The organism is Nocardia brasiliensis IFM 10847, assembly GCF_000710915.1.
GTDB lineage: Bacteria > Actinomycetota > Actinomycetes > Mycobacteriales > Mycobacteriaceae > Nocardia > Nocardia brasiliensis_A.
Map to the genome: position 1 here is coordinate 1 of NZ_BAUA01000181.1, position 20,167 is coordinate 20,167.

The 20,167-nt window shown below is 68.5% G+C and carries 17 protein-coding genes; 12 read left to right on the forward strand and 5 right to left on the reverse strand.

The window, feature by feature from the left end; translation table 11 throughout:
* The first annotated feature begins 120 nt into the window (after window positions 1-120).
* From NBRGI_RS35050 to NBRGI_RS35065, 4 genes are all read left to right on the forward strand, one after another.
* A complete protein-coding gene (locus NBRGI_RS35050) occupies window positions 121-1,263 on the forward strand; it encodes an epoxide hydrolase family protein (protein ID WP_029901463.1) in 1,143 nt (380 codons plus the stop codon).
* A gap of 340 nt (window positions 1,264-1,603) precedes the next feature.
* Window positions 1,604-1,912: a hypothetical protein gene (locus tag NBRGI_RS47795; RefSeq protein ID WP_082031885.1), complete on the forward strand. Its 309-nt coding sequence runs from the start codon at window positions 1,604-1,606 to the stop codon at window positions 1,910-1,912.
* A 492-nt stretch (window positions 1,913-2,404) separates the two neighbouring features.
* Window positions 2,405-3,577: an acyl-CoA dehydrogenase family protein gene (locus NBRGI_RS35060; RefSeq protein WP_029901465.1), complete on the forward strand. Its 1,173-nt coding sequence runs from the start codon at window positions 2,405-2,407 to the stop codon at window positions 3,575-3,577.
* Window positions 3,578-3,586: 9 nt separating this feature from the next.
* Window positions 3,587-4,711, forward strand: coding sequence for an acyl-CoA dehydrogenase family protein (locus NBRGI_RS35065; RefSeq protein WP_029901466.1), 1,125 nt, complete (start codon window positions 3,587-3,589; stop codon window positions 4,709-4,711).
* A 44-nt stretch (window positions 4,712-4,755) separates the two neighbouring features.
* On the opposite strand, the gene NBRGI_RS45680 is transcribed toward NBRGI_RS35065, so the two are convergent.
* Window positions 4,756-5,280 (reverse strand): hypothetical protein, encoded by a 525-nt coding sequence (locus NBRGI_RS45680; RefSeq protein ID WP_051728264.1) that lies wholly within the window; start codon window positions 5,278-5,280, stop codon window positions 4,756-4,758.
* Window positions 5,281-5,572: 292 nt separating this feature from the next.
* On the opposite strand from NBRGI_RS45680, the gene NBRGI_RS49395 reads away from it, so the two are divergent.
* Both NBRGI_RS49395 and NBRGI_RS45685 read left to right on the forward strand, forming a co-directional pair.
* Window positions 5,573-5,890 carry a hypothetical protein gene (locus NBRGI_RS49395; protein WP_235211207.1) on the forward strand — a complete coding sequence of 106 codons (318 nt, stop codon included), beginning with the start codon at window positions 5,573-5,575 and terminating at the stop codon, window positions 5,888-5,890.
* Window positions 5,891-6,008: 118 nt separating this feature from the next.
* A complete protein-coding gene (locus tag NBRGI_RS45685; RefSeq protein WP_051728265.1) occupies window positions 6,009-6,842 on the forward strand; it encodes a GNAT family N-acetyltransferase in 834 nt (277 codons plus the stop codon).
* Window positions 6,843-6,849: 7 nt separating this feature from the next.
* Here the strand turns inward: NBRGI_RS45685 and NBRGI_RS35085 are convergent, their stop codons facing one another.
* The 3 genes from NBRGI_RS35085 to NBRGI_RS45690 are packed head-to-tail and all read right to left on the reverse strand — an operon-like array spanning window position 6,850 to window position 11,943.
* Window positions 6,850-8,520 carry a serine/threonine-protein kinase gene (locus NBRGI_RS35085; protein ID WP_029901469.1) on the reverse strand — a complete coding sequence of 557 codons (1,671 nt, stop codon included), beginning with the start codon at window positions 8,518-8,520 and terminating at the stop codon, window positions 6,850-6,852.
* Window positions 8,521-8,573: 53 nt separating this feature from the next.
* The gene (locus tag NBRGI_RS35090) at window positions 8,574-10,376 is read right to left on the reverse strand and encodes a serine/threonine-protein kinase (RefSeq protein ID WP_029901470.1); all 1,803 of its coding nucleotides are present in this window, start codon (window positions 10,374-10,376) and stop codon (window positions 8,574-8,576) included.
* On the reverse strand, window positions 10,360-11,943 hold the full coding sequence (locus NBRGI_RS45690; protein WP_051728266.1) for a serine/threonine-protein kinase: 1,584 nt from the start codon (window positions 11,941-11,943) through the stop codon (window positions 10,360-10,362). Before NBRGI_RS45690 ends, NBRGI_RS35090 begins: the two co-directional genes overlap by 17 nt.
* A gap of 130 nt (window positions 11,944-12,073) precedes the next feature.
* Here NBRGI_RS45690 and NBRGI_RS35100 point away from each other — a divergent pair, with 130 nt between their 5' ends.
* The 6 genes from NBRGI_RS35100 to tuf all read left to right on the forward strand — a co-directional run bounded on the left by NBRGI_RS35100 (window position 12,074) and on the right by tuf (window position 18,875).
* The gene (locus NBRGI_RS35100; protein ID WP_029901472.1) at window positions 12,074-12,844 is read left to right on the forward strand and encodes a deoxyribonuclease IV; all 771 of its coding nucleotides are present in this window, start codon (window positions 12,074-12,076) and stop codon (window positions 12,842-12,844) included.
* A gap of 300 nt (window positions 12,845-13,144) precedes the next feature.
* On the forward strand, window positions 13,145-14,074 hold the full coding sequence (locus tag NBRGI_RS35105; protein WP_029901473.1) for a TauD/TfdA dioxygenase family protein: 930 nt from the start codon (window positions 13,145-13,147) through the stop codon (window positions 14,072-14,074).
* A gap of 304 nt (window positions 14,075-14,378) precedes the next feature.
* Entirely contained in the window at window positions 14,379-15,599 is a 1,221-nt protein-coding gene (locus NBRGI_RS35110; protein WP_029901474.1) for a CaiB/BaiF CoA transferase family protein, read from the forward strand.
* A gap of 151 nt (window positions 15,600-15,750) precedes the next feature.
* Window positions 15,751-16,674: a hydroxymethylglutaryl-CoA lyase gene (locus NBRGI_RS35115; RefSeq protein ID WP_029901475.1), complete on the forward strand. Its 924-nt coding sequence runs from the start codon at window positions 15,751-15,753 to the stop codon at window positions 16,672-16,674.
* A 440-nt stretch (window positions 16,675-17,114) separates the two neighbouring features.
* The gene (locus tag NBRGI_RS35120) at window positions 17,115-17,357 is read left to right on the forward strand and encodes a hypothetical protein (RefSeq protein WP_148311075.1); all 243 of its coding nucleotides are present in this window, start codon (window positions 17,115-17,117) and stop codon (window positions 17,355-17,357) included.
* Between the two features lie 339 nt (window positions 17,358-17,696).
* Complete coding sequence (gene tuf / locus NBRGI_RS35130; RefSeq protein WP_029901477.1) at window positions 17,697-18,875, forward strand: elongation factor Tu; 1,179 nt, start codon at window positions 17,697-17,699, stop codon at window positions 18,873-18,875.
* Between the two features lie 19 nt (window positions 18,876-18,894).
* Here tuf and cqsA read toward each other — a convergent pair whose 3' ends face one another.
* Window positions 18,895-20,118: an alpha-hydroxyketone-type quorum-sensing autoinducer synthase gene (gene cqsA / locus NBRGI_RS35135; protein WP_051728267.1), complete on the reverse strand. Its 1,224-nt coding sequence runs from the start codon at window positions 20,116-20,118 to the stop codon at window positions 18,895-18,897.
* Window positions 20,119-20,167: the final 49 nt, after the last annotated feature.

Below are 20,167 nucleotides of genomic sequence, written 5' to 3' on the forward strand. Positions count from 1 at the left end.
GACGCAACAGCGGCGGGGTGTCGTTCATGAATTCCAGAATTCCAGATAACTAGGACATGAATGGTCCTAGATGGCTCATACCGTTGTTTTCAGTTCGCACAACAGGCAAGGAGCCCCGCCATGACCGACAACATCGCCGTCCGCCCGTTCCGCATCGAGATCTCGCAGGCCGAACTCGACGACCTGCGCGACCGGCTGAGCCGGGCCCGCTGGTCGGCCCAGCTGCCCGGCGCGGGCTGGCAGCGCGGCGTGCCCGTCGACTATCTGCGGGAGCTCGCCGAATACTGGCGGACCGAATTCGACTGGCGCGCACAGGAAGCGGCGCTGAACGAGTTTCCGCAGTTCGTCACCGAGATCGACGGGCTCGACGTGCATTTCGTGCACGTGCGCTCGCCAGAGCCGGACGCGGTGCCGCTGATCCTGACCCACGGCTGGCCCAATTCGTTCGTCGAATTCAGCAAGACCATCGACCTGCTCGCCGATCCGCGCAAGCACGGCCTCGATCCGGCGCAGGCGTTCCACGTCGTGGTCCCGTCGGTGCCGGGCTTCGCCTTCTCGGATGCGCCGGTGGAAATCGGCATGACGCCACAACGGGTGGCGCAGATGTGGCTCGTGCTGATGGATCGACTGGGCTATCACCGATTCGGCGCACAGGGCGGCGATCTCGGCGCGTACGTCGCGCCCGAACTGGCCATCGCGGCGCCGGACCGGGTGATCGGCGTGCACCTCGACGGCGGTATCGGCATGCCGACCGCGGCCGACGTGCCGACCATGACGCCCGACGAGCGCGCCGAGTGGGACCTGATGCAGCAGTGGATGACCGGGGTGAATCACCACGAACTACTGAACGTGGCGCCGCAGACCTTCGCGCACGCGTGGACCGATTCCCCGGTTGGTCTACTGTCCTGGCTGATGCACAAGTTCAATGAGTTCACTCCGCTCGCCGACCTCGCGGAGGACGTCATAGAGCGCGATCACCTGCTGACCAACGTCAGTATCTACTGGTTCACCAACACCGCGGCCACGTCGTCCTGGCCGATGTACAACGGCCTGGGCGAGGACGGATTCGCTTGGCCCAAGGGGCAGAAGGCGGTGCCGACCGGGGTGTACGGCGGCGGGTCGGCGTTGATGCGGCGACTTGCCGAGCGCGACAACGTCATCGCGCACTGGCCGTCCGGCAATACCGGCAATCACTTTGTGGCGATGGAACTTCCGGAGATGCACACGGCCGACATCCGCGCATTCTTCGCGAAGGTGCGGTAGGTCGGGTGGATCAGTTGCCCGTCGCCGGCTTGCTGAACTCCCCGTGCACCGAGGTGCCTGCGGGCGGGGCCGGGGTGGTCGGTGCGACGGGAGCGGGGGCCGGTGCGGGCGCGGGCGCGGGTTCCGGCGCCGGGCGGCGGGCAGCGGCGCGGGTGCGGGCTGCTGCGCGGTGGTCGGTGCGGGCTCGGGTGCCGGGCCCGTCACGGTGCCGTTCGGGCCGGGGGCAACCACGCCGGGTGCGTTCGTGTCGGCCGGATTGGCCGGATGGCTCGCCGGCTGATCGGGCACCATGAACGTGCCGACGGTCGGCGTCATCACGCAGTGCGCACCCGGGTAGTCGATGATGCCCCACATCGAGGCGATGACGGTGCCGGGGCCGCTGCGCACGGTCTTGGACAGCGAGGGCAGCCCGTACTCGGTCAGGTCGTCGAGGGGATCGATGCCGCTGGCGCCGTTGTTGATGTTCACCCAGGCCACGACGAGCCCGGAGGCCAGCGGGATGCCCGAATGCGCGGGGGTGGCGCTGAAGCGCAGCGTGCCCGGCGCGACATTGAGGTCCTGGCTGTTGCCGACGCCGTCGGTGCTCGCGGCCGCGATGATCGTGGTGATCGGGCCGAGGCTGCCGCAGCCGAAAGTCGGTGCGGCATAGGCGAACGGGGTGAACGCGCTGGTGATGTGGCGCAGTGCGGCCACGTCGACGAGCTTGGTGTACTGGGTGAGCGCGCCGACCCCGGCCTGCACGGCCGGATCGGGACCCGCGGTCTCGGTGAGGTGGGTGAGTCCGGCGTCGAGTGGCGTCGGTTCGGGTTCGGCGGCGGCCGGGCCGCCGAGGGTGAGCGCGGCGCCGATGCCGAGAGTGGTCACGGCCGCGGCGGCGCGTGTGATGGTCCTGCCGTTCACTCGTTCTCCTCGATACCCAAGGCTCAGGGGTCCCCAACCCACGTGCAGCAACGTACCAGTTCGTCGGAAATATCGCCCAGGTAGCACCGCTGTTCACCTGCTCGCGTGGCGCCCGGCGTAACGGGTTGGCGGCAAAGCCGGAGGTGGCCGCGCGTGTCCCGGCACTGTGATCCACTCGACAGTCGAGTATTACCGAGGGGTAGTTTGGACTCGGACGTACGAGACACAGACGGAGCTGCGTATGAAAATAAGCCTGTCCCCAGACGAGGTCGCCTTCCGCGACGAACTGCGAAACTTCTACCGCACCGAGATCCCCGCCGAAATCCGCGAACGGTTCAAGTACGGGCGCGAACTGTCCCGCGACGACATCGTCCGCTCGCACAAGATTCTCAACGAGCACGGTCTCGCGGTGCCGAACTGGCCGGTCGAATGGGGCGGCAAGGACTGGACCCCGATGCAGCGCCACATCTGGCAGGACGAGATGCAGCTCGCCTCGGTGCCGGACCCGCTGACCTTCAACGCGCAGATGGTCGGTCCGGTGATCGCGCACTTCGGTTCGCAGGAGCTCAAGCAGCGCTTCCTGCCCGCCACCGCGGCCCTGGACATCTGGTGGTGCCAAGGCTTCTCCGAACCCGACGCGGGCTCGGATCTGGCCTCGCTGCGCACCACCGCGGTGCGTGACGGCGACTCTTACATCGTCAACGGCCAGAAGATCTGGACCACGCTCGCGCAGTACGCGGACTGGATCTTCTGCCTGGTGCGCACCGACCCGAACGCCCCGAAGAAGCAGGCGGGCATCTCGTTCCTGCTCTTCGACGTGAAATCGCCCGGGGTCACGATCCGCCCGATCAAGCTGATCGACGGCGGCTACGAGGTGAACGAGGTGTTCTTCGAGAACGTCCGGGTACCGGCCGACCAGCTGGTCGGCGAGGAGAACATGGGCTGGACCTACGCCAAGTTCCTGCTCGGCAACGAGCGCACCGGCATCACCGGCGTCGGTCGCACCAAGGTGAAGATCGGCGTCGCGAAAGAATATGCGGCGCAGACCAAGTCGGGCAGCGGCACCCTGCTGGAAGATCCGCTGTTCGCGGCCCGGGTCGCCGAACTGGAGAACGAGCTGCTCGCCCTGGAGCTCACCCAGCTGCGCGTGGTCTCGAATTCGTCGGAGGGCAAGCCGAATCCGGCCTCGTCGGTGCTGAAGCTGCGTGGCTCGGAGTTACAGCAGGCCGCCACCGAGCTGCTGCTCGACATCGCGGGCCCGGACGCCCTGCCGGTCGACGCGGACGAGATCGCTTCGCCCGGTTGGGCGCAGCGCAGCGGCCCCGGCTACCTGAACTACCGCAAGACAACCATCTACGGAGGCTCCAGCGAGGTGCAGCGCACCATCATCGCCTCCACGATCCTCGGATTGTGAGGCGCCGCCATGGATTTCGATCTCACCGATGAACAGGGCATGCTGCGGGACACGGTCCGCGACCTGCTCGCCCGCAACTACGATCCGGAGACCAGGCTGAAGGTCACCGACACCGAGCTCGGCTGGAGCCGCGAGGTGTGGCGTCAGCTGGCCGAACTCGGCGTGCTCGGACTGAGTTTCAGCGAGGAGGACGGCGGTGTCGGGGCCGGCCCGGTGGAGACCATGGTGGTGCTCGAGGAGGTGGGCCGCAGGCTCGCACCGGAGCCGATCCTGGACGCCGTGCTGGTGCCGGGCGGCTTGATCACCCTCGCGGGCAGCGCCGAACAGCGGCAGCGGGTACTGCCGGAGGTCGCGGCGGGCAACAAACTGCTCGCCTTCGCCCATGCCGAGCCCGGCGTCCGCTGGCCCGCCACCGAGCTCACCACCGCCGCTGCGGCACAGGGCGATTCGTACACGCTCACCGGTGTCAAGAATCCGGTCGCGCACGGTGACAGTGCGGACGAGCTGGTGGTCAGCGCGCTGCTGCCCGGCGGCGAAACCGGGTTGTTCCTGGCCGACGCCGGTGCGACCGGGGTGACCCGCAAGTCCTACCGCACGGTGGACGGCCAGCGGGCCGCGCAGCTCGAGTTCGTCCAGACGCCCGCCGAACTGCTCGGCACAGGGGACGCGGCGGAGGCGATCCGCACCGTGACCGTGCAGGCGCAGGCGAGCCTGTGCGCGGAATCGGTGGGCGCGATGGAAGAGGCGTTACGGCTCACCACCGACTACCTCAAGCAGCGCAAGCAGTTCGGGGTCACGCTGTCGAAGTTCCAGACGCTCACCCAGCGCGCGGCGAACATGTACGTGTCGCTGGAGCTGGCCCGCAGCATCAGCCTCTACGCCACCGCCGCGCTCGCCGACGGACAGAGCGATCCGCACGTGGCGTCGCGGGCGCGACTGCAGGTGAGCCGCTCGGCGCGGCACATCGGGCAGGAGGCGATCCAGATGCACGGTGGCATCGGCGTCACCGCCGAATACCCGGTGGGCCACTACGTCGCCCGGCTGACCGCGATCGAACGCACGCTCGGCGGCGCGCTGGAGCACCTGCGGGTGCTGAGCGACAAGGTCGGCGAGTACTCGCAGCCCGAGCTGTGAACCCGTGCGGTGGTGCGTGATCCACGCACCACCGCACGCGTTGCTCACTCGCCGTCGGGCAGGCCGGTCGATTCGTCGTGCGAATGCTCGGAGGACGGGTTGCCGCTCGGGCGCGGCCGGGTGGTCGTCGGCTCCGGCTCTTCCGTCGTCGTGGTCGGCCGGGGGCTGGTCGTGGTGGCCGGTCTGGTCGGGCGGGTGGTGGGGGTTTCGGACGGCTCCTCGGCCGAGCTGGTGCTCGACGCGCCTTCGCGGGCGGGGTGGCTCGGATCCTCCGGGGTGGGTTCGCCGGTGGTCGTGGTGGCGAATCCGGTGAACGGCGTCGCGTGCGGGGCCTGATACGGCGCGATCTGCCAGGTCGGCGAGGGCGGGATCGAAATCTTCGGCGCGGTCACGCTCGGGCCTTCGTGCTGCGCGGCGGCCGCGACCACGTTGGGGTCCGACTGCAACGGCGGCGGCGCGACATAGGTGTCCTGCTTGCCGACTCCGCAGGCGCCGATGAGGACGAGTCCGAGAGAAACCGCTCCTACGGCAATCGCCGGACCTGCGATCTTGGTCCTGCTGCGCTCCATCGGTGACACTCCTGATGCGGTTCGAGTGGGCCTCACCTTACTCGAGCGGGCACGGCCCGGCCAGGCGAAGCGGTCGCTGACAATGCGCCGGCGGGGCGCGTGTAAACGGTCCTCATTCAGATATCGAAATGGTCACTTCGGCGTGTCGTGGGCACGTGTCGCTGTCCTGTGGCCCGCTGTGGTCGTAGCGTGTGAGCAAAGTTACGCGTGAGACGCCTGTACCCAGATGAGAGAAGCGTTGTGTGATGAACGCGGCATTGGTTCTCTGATCGGCGTCATCGAGGAGTAGATGATGGGAGCTTACTCGACAACGTCGCAGCGGGAGTCGTCCGCAGCCGCCAAGGATGCGGTGTCGGCTACTCCGCAGCATCTCGTGTCGGACAAGCCAGCGCGCTCGCTGTCCACGATTGTTTCGCGGGCGGTCGCCTGGTTCATCTTCGTCGGCGGACTCGTCGGGGCAATCCTCGGCATCGCCGGCCTACACGTCGAAATCACCGTCGCCGGATTGATTCTCGCGTGCACCGCAGGGCTGGTCCTGCTCAAACTCCGTGCCGGTGGCGGCGACATCGAATCGGTGGTCGCGCAACCGGTTGCCGCCGAAGACGACTGACACCCGCGCCGCCGCGACCGAGCCGCCGGGCGACCGGGCGGTCGGTCGCCGAGCGGTAACTTGCTGGTCATCGAAAAATACGGGCGCCCAACGCTTTAGGCGCCTACCGTGGTGAGCTATGCGGATCGAGATCACCACGGACGCGGCCGAGTTCCGCGCACGCACCGAATCGTTCCTGCTCCGTGATCCGCTGCGGCACACCGTGATCACGTCGAGCGTCGCCGGCCATATCGCCGGTCTCGCATCCGGCACGAGCACGCCGAGATTCCTTTCCTTACACGCCGACGACGGCGCGGTGGCCGGGGTGGCCATGCGAGTCCAGGACCGCGACGTCTATCTGGGCGAGCTGCCGCACAAGGGCGCGGGCGAGGTGGCCGACGCGCTGGCCGAGGTCGAGCCGGAAGCCGCGGGAGTGGAAGGACTCCTCGGCGACGCGACCGAGTTCGCCGAGCGCTGGAGCGCCCGCTTCGACGTCGGCTTCCATGAGTCCTATCGCGCCCGGCTCTATCGGCTCGGAGTGCTGCGTGTGCCCGACGTGCCGGGAGCGCTGCGCCGGGCCACCGAGTCCGACGCCGAGCTGTGCCTGGAGTGGGCCGAGGCGATGTACGCCGACGGGGGCATGACCTGGCGGCCCACCGAATCCGACACCATCCGCCGTCGCGTCGGGGCCGGTCAGCTCTGGTTCTGGGAACGTGACGGACAGCCGGTAAGTCTTGCCGCCCACCAGATTCCGGTGTACAAGTGGTCGCGCATCGGCCTGGTCTATACACCGTCCGCGCTACGCGGTCGCGGCTACGCGAGCGCTGTCACCGCCGGCCTCGCGCAAGACCTGCGCGCGGACGGACTCGACGTATGCCTGTTCGCCGACGTCGCCAACCGCACCGCCGGCAAGATCTACCAGGCGATCGGCTTCCATCCCACCCACGAATTCGTGCACTACACCTTCGGCTGACGCAAGTTCAGATCAACGGCGCGCGGGCCCACCAGTCCATGAATTCGGCGTCGGTGGCGATGAAACCGGTGCAGTACATCAGCATCGAGGCGCGCTGCGGGTCCGCGGTGAAATCGGTGACCATGCGCGGGCGCTTGCCGCTGCTGTGCGGCAACGTGTAATTGGTGAACTCGCGACCGTGATTGACGCCCGTGCTGCGCTCGTTCGCGGGCAGGCCGTCGAGCGCGGCGCGAGCCTCGGCCGGTGAGGCATAAAGAAAGAAGGAGAAGATGGCTTTGTTCGGGCCGCCGAAGCAGCGCCACTTCACCAGCCAGTCGCCCAGCGGCGGGTCTTCGTCGTCCGCGGGCTCCGCGGTGGGATCCGAGGCGAAGCAGCCCGCCTTGTTGTAACCGGTTCCGGAATGCACCAGCTGCGTGGCGGTGGTTTTGGGCAGCATGCCGGGGAAGGCATCGCTGAGCGTAGCGGCGTATGCGCCGATCGCCGCTCTGTCGGCAGTGGTGGGCGGGGCAGTGGTGGGCGGGGCGGTGCCCGGCCGGGTCGGGGGCGCGGGCGGTTCGGGCGTCGACGTGGTGCCCGCCGGAGTGACCGTGGTGGGGGCCGCGGTTCCCGGTGATCCGTTGTCGCGCAGCGCGACCACGGCGATCGTGGCGATCAAGCCGAGCGCCAAGAGCAGGCCCAGGCCCATCCCGAGCGAACGCGAGCGACGGTTCGGGGCGGTGCCGTGGTTGCCCATCAGCTGACGGGGTTGTGTGTGCGGTCGGTGCTGCGCGTGCGCCTGTGGGGCCTGCGCGAATGCCTGCGATTGCGGGACGGGCTGGGGCCGCGAGAACAGTTGTGGTTGTGGCCGGCTCGGGGCGGGTCGGGTGAGTGCGTGCCCAGCGGCCGCGGCGAAGTCAGTGCACGAGCCGAACCGATCCTCGGCGCGCTTGGCCATCGCTCGCGCCAGCACCGCGTCCAACGCCGGTGGCAGGCCGGGACGGAACCGGCTGACCGGCGGCGGCGGCGCCTGCAAGTGCCCCTGGATCACGGCGACCGGATTGGCGGCATCGAACGGCACGGTGCCGGTCAGCAGCCGAAACAGCGTGCAGGCCAGCGAATATTGGTCCGAGCGGTGATCGAGCAGCGCTCCGGACAGCTGCTCGGGCGACGCGTAAGCCAGTGTGGCGGTGAACGTTCCGGTCTGGGTGAGCCGCCCGGTGTCGTCGCGGAAGCGCGCGATCCCGAAATCGGTGAGGAACACCCGGTCCTGCCCGCCGCCGGTGCCCTCCAGCAAGATGTTGGCGGGCTTCACATCTCGGTGCAACACGCCGCGGCTGTGCGCGTAGTCGAGCGCCTTCGCGGTCTCGGCGATGATCTGCACCGCGCGCTCCGGCGTCAGCGTGGCGGCGTCCACTGCGGCGGCGTCGGTGCCGTCGATGTACTGCATCGAGATCCACAGCTGCTCGTCCTCGACGCCACGGTCGTAGACGGTCACGATGTTCGGATGGTCCAGCCGGGCGACCAGGTCCGCCTCGCGCTCGAAGCGGGTACGGATCTCCTTGTCGTGGAACATCTCCGGGTTCAGCAGCTTCATCGCCGTCAAACGTGGCAGGCGGGGATGCCGGGCCAGGTACACCGATCCCATGCCGCCCCGGCCGAGCAGGCGTTCGATGGTGTACCCGGCGAATGTTTCTAGCATCGCGTAGCGATTCGATCAGGGGTGGTGGTCGGGCGACCGGTGCGCGGCACGGCTCAGTTCAGCGGCGCCGAGCGCCACCAGCGCAGGACCTCATCGATGGTTCCGGAACCATCGGTGAACATCAGGTACTGCGCGCGATCCGGGTCGCCGGTGAAGGCGGTGACGATCTTGGGGCCGCTCTCGTCGAATTTGTAGTTGGTATAGGACTGGCCACCGTTGGAGTCCATCGCCTTGGTGTTCGAGGGCAGCTTCGAGAGCACCGCCTGCGCGTCGGCCGCGGAGTTGTAGACATAGATCCGGTAGAGCGGGTCGGAGTTGGTGCCGCCGCCGTAGCAGCGCCACTGCCAGGCCCACGCGCCGAAGTCCGGATCGCCCGCACCGGGCGACGGGGTGTAGCTGGTGTCGGTCTCCCAGCATTTCGCGCCGTTGTAGCCGACCTCTTCGGTCTTGGACGCGGGCACCATGCGCGGGAACTCGGCGCTGATCGACTCCGCCGTCGCGTCGACTACGGTGCCGGGTTTCGTCGCACTGGTCGTCGTGGTGTCCGCGGTGGAACCGTCGTCGGTGACCGCGCCGATGATGCCGAGTACTACCAGGATCAGCACCACCACACCCACACTGATGCCGATGATCAGACCGGCATTGGACTTCTTGCGCGGTGGGCCCGCGGGCGGCCGCCCGGCGATCCCCATCGGCGGTCCGGGCGGCGGGGTGAAGTTGTATCCGGGCTGCGAACCCTGATACGGCGCGGTCGGTTGCGGATTGGGCCCCGTGCCCTGCGGACGGTCCATCGGCGCCGTGGGCTGCGGGAAGGCTTGGCCCGCAAGATGATTCGGGCCGCTGGTCTGCGGGGCGTGCGGGTGCTGGTACGGCTGGCCGGTCACCGGGATCGGCGGGGCGGTCGACGGAGGGGGGCCGGTCACCGGGATCGGCGGGGCGGTCGACGGACGCGGGCCGCTCATCGGGATCGGCGCAGCGGTGTACGGGCGCGGTCCGCCGGCCAGCGGCATGGACGGCGCGCTCGGCGCGTTCAGTGCCTGCTTGGCGGCGGCCGCGAAATCGGCACAGGTGGGAAACCGGTCGTCCGGGCGCTTGGCCATCGCCTTGGCCAGCACACCGTCCAAGGCGTACGGCAGACCCTGCCGGTGGGTGCTCAAAGCGGGTGCCGTGCCTTGCAGATGACCCTGGATGACGGCCGCCGGATTGGTCGCGGCGAACGGGCCCGACCCGGTGAACAGCCAGAACAGCGAGCACGCCAGCGAGTACTGATCGGAGCGGTGATCCAGCGACGCCCCGGTGAGCTGTTCGGGGGAGGCGTAGGCCAGCGTGGCGGTGAAGGTGCCGGTCTGCGTCAGGTGTCCGGTGTCGTCCCGGAACCGGGCGATACCGAAGTCGGTGAGATAGACGCGTTCGCCGCGGCCGCCGCCGGAGCGGGCCAGCAGGATGTTCGCCGGTTTCACATCGCGGTGCAGGACGCCGATGCCGTGCGCGTAGTCCAGCGCGTCGGCGGTTTCCTTGATGATCTGCACGGCGCGCTGCGGCGGCAGGGCCTGCGGTTGCACCGACGCGGCGTCGATACCGTCGATGAACTGCATCGAGATCCACAGCTGCTCGTCCTCGAGGCCGCGGTCGTACACCGTGACGATGTTCGGGTGATCGAGCTGGGCGACCAGATCCGCCTCCCGTTCGAACCGCGCCCGCACCTCCTTGTCGAAGAACATCTCCCGGTTCAGCAACTTCAACGCGGTCATCCGCGGTAGCCGAGGGTGTTTCGCCAGGTAGACCGAACCCATGCCACCGCGACCCAGTTGCCGATCGATGACATAGCCGGCGAAGACGTCACCGCTGGCCAGCATGTCTGCTCCACTTCCCGCCGCGCGCCGGGACCCACCGGCGAACAGGCGTACAGCATAAGTACGCGCGATCAGGCACTGGCCGGACCACGGAAAACATCGAAACCATAGCAGTTGTCGCAGGACCGTCGGCTTTGCGGCGAAAGCCGGTCGGCGCCAGCGATATTCGATAGCCAATCGCTATCGGTGGGGGCCGTGATTCCGGTGGCGGAGCCTGGGTGCGGCCCGCCGAACCGGGCCGCCGCGGCAGGTCGGGCAGCTCGATCGTCCCGCGCCGAACCGGCCGTCGCGGCGGCGGAAACGGCTGCGGGGGAAACGATCTCGGCGCCCGCGGCGCGCTCGCCGCCGAGGCGCCGTTCCCGGACTGTCCGTCCGGCGGCCGTTCGCCCGGTGCGCGATCGGCGCGCTCCCCGGACGTCTCGGCAATCGGCGTCGTCGCCGGAGGTTGCGGCGGTGGGCCCTGCGGCGGCGACTGTGGGTTTTGCCGGGCGGATTGCGGGTGCGGTGCGGGTTGCGGGTGCGGTGCGGGTTGCGGCGGCTGCGTGGCTCGCGGCGACGGCGGCCCGGTCGGCGGTGCGCCCGCGGTCCGGTCCGCGTGCATGGGCTGTTGCCGGGTGGGCGCGATGTGTTGCGGTGGGTGATGTAGTGGAGTCGGCAATGCTGCGGTGTGCCGAGGCTCCGGGCGCGTCGCGGGGGGCCGGGGTGCGTAGTGCGGGTAGGGCGGCTGGTGGTGCGGCCCGACGGCGAGGGCGTGCTTGGCTGCGGCGGCGAATTCGGCGCAGCTTGGGTAGCGGTCGGCGGGGTGTTTGGCGAGGGCGCGGGCGAGAACCCGGTCGAGGGCGGGCGGCAGGCCTGGACGGATGCGGCTCAGCGTGGGCACCGGCGCGTGCAGGTGGCTGTGCACGACCGCGGCCGGGTTGGCGCCGGGGTAGGGCGGCGCGCCGGTGAGCATCCAGAACAGCGTGCACGCGAGCGAATATTGATCGGCGCGGTCGTCGAGCGGCCGGCCGATCAGCTGTTCCGGCGCGCCGAACGCCAGCGTCGCGGTGATCGAACCCGACGAGCTCAGCGTGGTGTCACTGCCGCGCACGCTCGCGATCCCGAAATCGGTGAGCAGCACCCGTTCGTGCTGTCCGATCGGCGCCTTGGCCAGCAGGATGTTGGCGGGTTTCACGTCGCGGTGCAGCACCCGATTGGCGTGCGCGAAATCCAAGGCGTTCGCGGTGTCACCGACGATCTGCACGGCGCGTCCCGGCTCGAGTACGTTCACGTCGGCGCAGGAAGCGTCCGCACCCGGCACGTACTGCATGGAGATCCACAGCTGCTGATCCTGCGCCCCGCGGTCGAACACCGTGACGATGTTCGGGTGGTCGAGCCCGGCCGCGAGGTCGGCTTCGCGCTCGAACCGACGCCGGATCTCCAGCTCGGTGTACAGCTCGCGTTTCAACAGTTTGAGCGCGGTCAGCCGAGGTAGCCGCGGATGCTGTGCCAGGTAGACGGTGCCCATGCCGCCTTGGCCGAGGACGCGTCTGATGACATAGCCGGCGAAGACTTCGCCAGTCTGCAACACGGGTGTGCACCCCCTGGTCGGGTCGAGCGCGCGGATACTACCGATGTATCTCGCGGGGGCTCGGTGATGCAACAGACCGGGTCTGCGCATCCGCGGATTGCTGTCGGGGGTGGTCGTTAAGCTGGCCCCTATGCGCATTGGAGCACACGTCCGGCTCGACAGCGACCCGATCGGCTTCGGTGAGAAACTCGGCGCCGATGTCATCCAGATGTTCGTCGTCGATCCGCAGAGCTGGGACAAGCCCACACCCCACCCACGCACCGAAGAGATCGTGGCCAGCCCGATCGACGTGGTGGTGCACTCGTCCTATCAGATCAATGTGGCGAGCCTGAACAACCGGCTGCGCATGCCGTCGCGCAATGCCGTCGCCCAGCAGGCCAAGGCCGCCGCCGAACTCGGCGCCCTCGGTCTCGTCGTGCACGGCGGTCATGTGCGCTCCGACGCCGAACTCGACACCGGTATCGACAACTGGCGCAAGCTGTTCGAACGCCAGCAGGACAAGGGCGGCTTCGCCGTGCCGATCCTGATCGAGAACACCGCGGGCGGCAATCACGCCATGGCACGGCATTTCGATTCGATCGCCCGATTGTGGGACGCCGTAGGCGATTACGGCGCCGGGTTCTGCCTGGACACCTGTCATGCCTGGGCCGGGGGTGAAGACCTCGTCGGCATCGTCGAACGGATCAGGGCGATCACCGGCCGCATCGACCTGGTACACCTCAACTCCTCCCGCGACGAATTCAATTCCGGCGCCGACCGGCACGCCAACTTCGCCGACGGCACCATCGACCCGCAACTGCTCGCCGAAGTCTGCAAAACGGCGGACGCCCCGATCATCCTGGAAACCCCGGGTGACGGCGTAGCCGAGGACCTGGCCTACCTGCGCGAGCACGTGGGGTAGTACGGGGCTGCGTTCGCGCTTGCGGCGCAGTGGGTGTGCGCTGGCACGCGGGGCGCTGACGCTTGCCCCCAACAGGTTTCGTGGCAAGCGCCGTCGTGGGTGCCTGAGTCCGACGCCCGAGAAGGGGTGCATCGGATGACCCGATGCGCTTCGTGAGTTTGCCTCGCGCGGCAGACCGGCTCGCGCACTGGTTCTGAGTTCTCGCACGGGTTTTGGGTTCCCGCACGGGTTTTGGGTGGGTTGGGATCAGGGCGACGGAAAGGGTGGTCGGCGGCGAGGGTGGGTGGTGTGCTGATTTCCATGACGGTTGCATCTGCCCATTCCACTGTCGCGGTGACGAAACTCGGCGCACGTATCGGCGCTCGGGTCGACAATGTCCGGCTCGGGGGTGATCTCGATGCGACGACCGTCGCGGCGATCCGGCGAGCGCTGTTGGCGCACAAGGTGATCTTCTTTCGCGGACAGGACCACCTGGACGAGGACGGGCAGTACGAGTTCGCGCAACTGCTCGGCAGCCCGACGACGCCGCACCCCACGGTCACCTCGCACGGCGTCAAGAGTTTGGCGATCGACTCCGAGCACGGTCGCGCCAACAGCTGGCATACCGACGTGACGTTCGTCGACCGCATCCCGAAGGCGTCGATCCTGCGGGCGGTGCACCTGCCGACCTACGGCGGTTCGACCACGTGGGCGTCGACGGTCGCGGCTTACGAGTCGCTGCCGGAACCGTTGCAGCGGCTCGCGGAGAGCCTGCGCGCGGTGCACACGAATGTCTACGACTACGCGGCCCGCAACGTGGAACCCCTGCGCCCGAACACCCAGGCATACCGGGCCGAGTTCGAATCCAGCCACTACGAGACCGAACACCCGGTGGTCCGGGTGCATCCGGAGACCGGTGAGCGCGCGCTGCTGCTCGGTCATTTCGTCAAGCATTTCGTCGGCCTGTCCACCGGCGAATCGCAGGCCCTGTTCCGGCTCTTCCAGGATCGTGTCACGCGCCTGGAGAACACCGCGCGCTGGAACTGGGCGCCCGGTGACGTCGCGATCTGGGACAACCGCGCCACCCAGCACTACGCCGTCGACGACTACGACGACCAGCCCCGCAAACTCACCCGCATCACCCTGGCCGGCGATATCCCGGTAGCCGTGGACGGCACCCCTAGCAAGATCATCGCCGGAAATGCCGAGCACTACTCCGTACTCGACCAACCCACCCGCCTCGCCTCCTGATCGGTACCGGCCGCACCATCGCGCAAAGTCATCCACGCAGACCTGGACCGTCGCGCACACCCTGACCGTCGCGGACGCGGGCGGCTGTGGAGCTGTACCGCAGTGCTACGAGGTGGTGGTCGGGCTGCCGGCCGTGACTTCGCCGGCTGCCGGATCGGTCCGCAGACTCGTGCTCGGCCCCGCCGGCCGTCGAGCACGCCCGGCGGCAACCGTCCGCGCTTCGCGGCAAGGCAGCACCGGAACGCTTTACCCCTAGGGCCCCGGCGAGCTGAGCGGTGTCGTAGGGGACCTTCATACTGGTGCGATGAGTATTCGGCCGTTGGATGGGGTTCGCGTCCTGGAGCTGGGCAATTACATTGCCGCGCCGACCGCCGGGCGGATCCTCGGCGATTTCGGCGCGGAGGTGATCAAGGTGGAGCGGCCCAAGGCCGGCGACGAGCTGCGGAACTGGCGGCTCTACGGCGGCGACACGTCGATGCTGTATCGCACGGTGAACCGGAACAAGAAGTCGATCACGCTGGATCTGCGCAGCGAGGCCGGGCGGAACGTGGTGCTGGAGCTGCTGCGCCGCTCCGATGTGCTGCTGGAGAATTTTCGTCCCGGCATGCTGGAGAAGTGGGGGCTCGGCCCGGAGGTCCTCGACCGGATCAACCCGAACCTGGTGATCACCAGGATCTCCGGCTACGGGCAGACCGGCCCGCACGCGTCTCGTCCCGGTTTCGCCGCGGTCGCCGAGGCGGTCGGCGGATTACGCGAGCTGATGGGGGAACCGGATCGGCCGCCGGTGCGCACGGGCGTGTCCATCGGCGACTCGATCGCCGGGGTGTACGCCGCGTTCGGCACGGTGATGGCGCTGTTCCAGCGGGAACGGGTGTCCGCGGCGGCGACGCCGATCCCGTTGCGGGAGCGGATCATCGACGTCGCGCTGAACGAAACGATCCTGTCCATGATGGAATCGCTGGTTCCCGACTATCTGGCGTACGGTATCCAGCGTGAGCGCGTCGGCGGTCTGGTGGAGGGCATCGCGCCCAGCAACGCCTACCCGTGCAGCGACGGCGTCAGCATCATCATCGGCGGCAACGGCGACGCCATCTTCCAGCGCTATATGCAGGTGATCGACAGACCGGACCTGGCGGCCGACCCGGAATTGCAGGACAACGCGGGCCGCTGGCGCCACCATGAACGGCTCGACGCCGCGATCTCCGCCTGGACCAGTCGGCACACGCGCGCCGACGCGCTGAAATCACTGGAGGCCGCCGGCATTCCGTGCGGCCCCATCTACACCGCGGCGGATATCGTCGCCGACGAACAGTACAAGGCCCGCAACATGATTCAGCCCTTTTCGGTGGATGTCGGTGCGCCGGAACCGAAGACGGTCGGGTTCACCGGCATCGTCCCGGTGATCGGCGAGCAATCGCTGCCCATCCGCAACGTCGGCCCCGACCTCGGCGAGCACACCCGTGAGGTGCTGTCCGGGCTGCTCGGGATGAGCGATGCCGAGATCGACGCCCTGGAGGCCTCATGAGGAAAGGTCGCAGGCGGCCGCCGGGGCGCGGTCCGGGTGATCTGCGTTCGCCGGGCTTCACCCGCCCGACGGTGCATCCGAATCCGGCGGGCGGGCACGAAAAGCCTTGGGGCGGCGTGATGTGCGCGCCGCGGCAGGAACGAGACGAGCGATGACCGCCGCGCTGCTGCGGGACGTGACGTTGCGCGACGGCCTGCAGCTCACCGGCAAGGTGTTGCCGGTGCAGCGCAAGGTGGAGGTGGTCCGGCGGCTGCTCGCGCTCGGCGTGCCGGAACTGGAGATCGGCTCCATGGCGCGACCCGACCTGGTGCCGCCGATGGCGAACACCATGGAGTTGGTGGCCGCGCTGACTCCCGAAGAGCTGCAACGCTGTTGGGTGTGGGTGGCGACGCCGCGGCACGTGGAGAAGGCGGCCGCGGCGGGAGTACGTAACTTCCAGTACTGCTTCTCGGTCTCCGACGCGCACAACAAAGCCAATATCGGCCGCACCACCGAGGACAGTGTCGCGGCCATGCCGGACGCGGTGCGCCTCGCCGAGTCGGTCGGCGGCTCGATCCAGCTCTGCCTGGCAACCAGCTTCACCTGCCCGTTCGACGGCCCGGTCGATCCCGAGCGGGTGCTGGCCATCGCCGCCGATCCGCGCACGGCCGGCGCTGCGGATATCGTGATCGCCGATACCCTAGGTCAGGCCGGTCCGGCCGAGGTGGCCGCCTTGATTTCCGCGGTGCGCGCGCGAACCCCGCAGCGCCGCATCGTCTTCCACGGCCACGACACCTGGGGAATGGGTGTCGCGAATACGTTGGCCGCGGTGCGCGCGGGTGCCACAATGGTCGACGGTTCGCTCGGCGGCCTGGGTGGCTGCCCATTTGCTCCGGGCGCGAGCGGCAATACCTCCACCGAGGATATCCTCTTCGCCACCCGCCCCGAATGGTTCACTCCGCCGACGCTCGCGGCCCTGGTGGAATTGGCCGAGGGATTGTTGAGCGAGCTGGGCGAGCCGAACCGATCGCGCACCGCCGAGGGCGCACGTTCAAAAGCCGAGGCGTTCGCTTGGGTGATCCCGCAGTCCGGGTAGGCGCCAGTTCAGTGGCTTATCGACGCCTGTGCTGGAAACCGTGGTGGATGCTCGCACAGCGGGCCTTTCATCCCGGTTGAGGCATAGCCCGCCGCGCCCGAGATATTCGGCTGTGGACCACCGCACGCACTGTCTCCGGTTCGTCGAGCGTTCCGTTACGCGCGAGCCTTGTGACCCATGTCTCGTGTTAGCGACAAATTTGCCACTGCTGCTATCGAATGTCCCCACGGCCAACGTCCGGTGAACGGATGGGCGACCGGTATATCGCGGCCCACCGCCTGGGTCGGACTTTCCCGGGTAAGTATCCGATCGCATTGCAACCCTTTGGCTAACACCAATCTGGGCGGCCGTCCAACTGGGGCATTTCCCGCCCTCTGCGCATGGTATTTCTATCGGGTCGACAGCGAAGGACGTGTCGATCACCTATGAAGGGGAAGTTCTTGAAGAAGATCCGTACGTTCGGGCTCCTGTGTGTCACCGCGGCTTCCATCGTGCTGGCCGGCTCGGGCCTGGCCGCGGCTGAGGTCGCCGATATCCAGGGCGCCGGCACCACCACGCCGCCCGCCTCCTCCGGTTCGGGGACCGGTTCCGCTGCGCTGGTCGAGGGCATCGCCAAGCTGCTGGCCACCGGCAGCGCGGGCGGCCCGTACTGCCCCGGCGGCGCCGGCTGCCCGAAGCCGTAGTCAGCCGACTGAACCGATCCGGTCCCCGAGAGTTCTCGGGGGCCGGATTCTTTTATCGGCACGCACCGGCCGAAATTCGGTCGCGGTCGAGAACCTCCGGCATTTATCGTTTTCGGCATGTTCAGCTACGCCATCGCCGCATCGTCCGCAGTCGCGGGCGCGATGGCTGCTGTCCTGGCGGCGTCGGCACTGGTTGCCGCGCAGTTCGACGGCGCGCGAAGCTGACCTTCCCCGGGATGTCCCGGGACCTCGGACGGGGAAGGTCGCCCCGCCGCAGAGGTCCCGCTCGACACCGTCGGGCACATTCGCTCGTGCCCGCCAGGGAAACCAGGAAAGAACATGTCCAAGAAGGCTTACGTCCGCACCAAGCCGCACCTCAACATCGGCACCATGGGCCATGTCGACCACGGCAAGACCACACTCACCGCGGCGATCACCAAGGTGCTCGCCGAGCGCGGCGGCGGCAGTTTCGTGCCGTTCGACCGGATCGACCGGGCGCCCGAGGAGGCGCAGCGCGGCATCACCATCAATATCGCGCACGTCGAATACGAGACGGCCACAAGGCATTACGCGCACATCGACATGCCGGGGCACGCGGACTTCGTGAAGAACATGATCACGGGTGCGTCCCAGCTGGACGGTGCGATCCTGGTGGTCTCCGCACTAGACGGCGTGATGCCGCAGACCGCCGAGCACGTGCTGCTGGCCCGGCAGGTCGGCGTCGAGCACGTGGTCGTCGCCCTGAACAAGGCCGACGCGGGTGACCCCGAACTGCTCGACCTGATCGAGCTGGAGGTCCGTGAGCTGCTCACGGCCCAGGGCTATCCGGGCGCCGAGGCGCCGGTCGTGCGGGTGTCGGGGCTGCGGGCGCTGAACGGCGACGAGCGGTGGACCGCGGCGCTGGTCGAACTGCTGGACGCGATCGACACGTATGTGCCGATACCGTTCCGCTACACCGACGCGCCCTTCCTGCTGCCGGTGGAGAACGTCCTCACCATCACCGGTCGAGGCACGGTCGTCACCGGTGCGGTGGAGCGCGGCCGGGTGCGCCTGGGCGACCGGGTGGCGGTGGCGGGGTTCGGCGACGAACTCACCTCGGTCGTCACCGGCGTCGAAACCTTCGGTCGCACCATGGATTACGCGGAGGCGGGCGACAACGTCGCCTTGCTGCTGCGCGGGGTCCAGCGCGACCAGGTCCGGCGCGGTCACGTCGTCGCCGAGCCGGGCAGCGTGACCGGGCACACCGGCTTCACCGCACGCGTCTACCTGCTCGGTGCGGCGGAGGGCGGTCGGCGCACGCCGATCGGCACCGGTTACCGCCCGCAGTTCTACATCCGCACCGGTGACGTGGTCGGTGACGTGTCGCTGCCCGGCGACGTGCGGCTGGCGATGCCCGGGGAGACGGTCGAACTGACCGTCCGCCTGGGTCGTCCGGTTCCGCTCGAGCCGGGCCTCGGCTTCGCGATCCGCGAGGGCGGGCGCACCGTCGGCGCGGGCACCGTCCTGGCCGTCGGTTAGCCGCCCCGCCCGGCGGACGTCATGGACGACCGGTCGATCCCACCGCCGCAGTCGGGATCGGCCGGGAGTCCATGGGCGGCGTAGCGCCGAAGTGGGTGCGGACATCGGCGCAGGCCGCCATGATTCGATCGACCTGCGCATCGGTGAGCCCCGCATGCAGGCAGAGCCGTACCAGCGTGCGATCGCGGGAGGTGGCCGGTGGGCACAGCAGCGCGGCGAAAATGCCCCGGGACTCCAGGAAGTCGCGGATCGCGGCACCACGCAGATCGGGTCCGGCCTGCAGCGCGACGATATGGCTCGCCGAGCCTTCCAGGTCGAATTCGAGTGCGGTCAGCGCCCGCCGGATCGTGGTGGCGAGTTCGCGTAGTCGCTGCCGTCGCCAGTTGTCCAGCCGGATCACCTCGAGTGTCGCTGCCAGCCCGGCGATTTCGTGCGGTAGCAGGGTCGAGGAGAACATCGAGGGATGCGACTCCATCTTGAAGTAGTCGACGAAGTCGGGGTTGTTCGCGGCGACGAAACCGGCCCGCCCGGCAAAAGCCTTGGACAGGCTGATGATTCGGTACGGCACCCGGTCGGTGAGGCCGAGCGCGGCGACCATGCCCGCGCCCGCGGGCCCGTCGGTGCCCGCCGCGTGTGATTCGTCGACGATCAGCACGCTGTCGGTCTCGTCGGCGATCTCGCAGAACTGGGTCAGCGGGCAGCGGCTGCCGTTGCTGCCGTAGACGGCGTCCACCGCGATGATCCCCGGCCCGTGCGCGCGAATCAGCTCGCGCAGGTGTCCGGGGAAGTTGTGCCGGAACGAATAGGTCGGCGATCCGGTGACCCGCGCGCCGTGCCACAGCGACATATTCGCGAACTGATCGATGTAGACCGGTGTTTCGGCGTCCGAGATCGCTTGCAGCAGGCCGACGCTCGCGTCCCAGCCGGATTGGCAGAGCACGCCCGCGGGCGCCCGGAGATGTTCGGCGAGCGCTCGCTCGAGCACCACCTGCGGGTGCGCGCCGTGCAGGAAGACGCTCGGGGTGGCGCCGCAGGTGGGCGCGGAGCGCAGCGCGGTCCGGATCGCGTGCGCGATGCGGGGGTCGCCGGTGAGCGCCAGATAGTCGTTGCTGCGCAGCACGATATCGCCATATCTGGGACTTCGGCTGTGCAGTATGTGCCGCCCGCCCCAGCGACCGGCGATTCGGTCCGAGTGAAAGCTGTCGACGCGCAGTTGGATCCGTTCGGCGATGGTCAGATCCATGAAACTCCTTTCGCTAGCACTAGCTACTTCAGAGCACACGCAGTTCGAT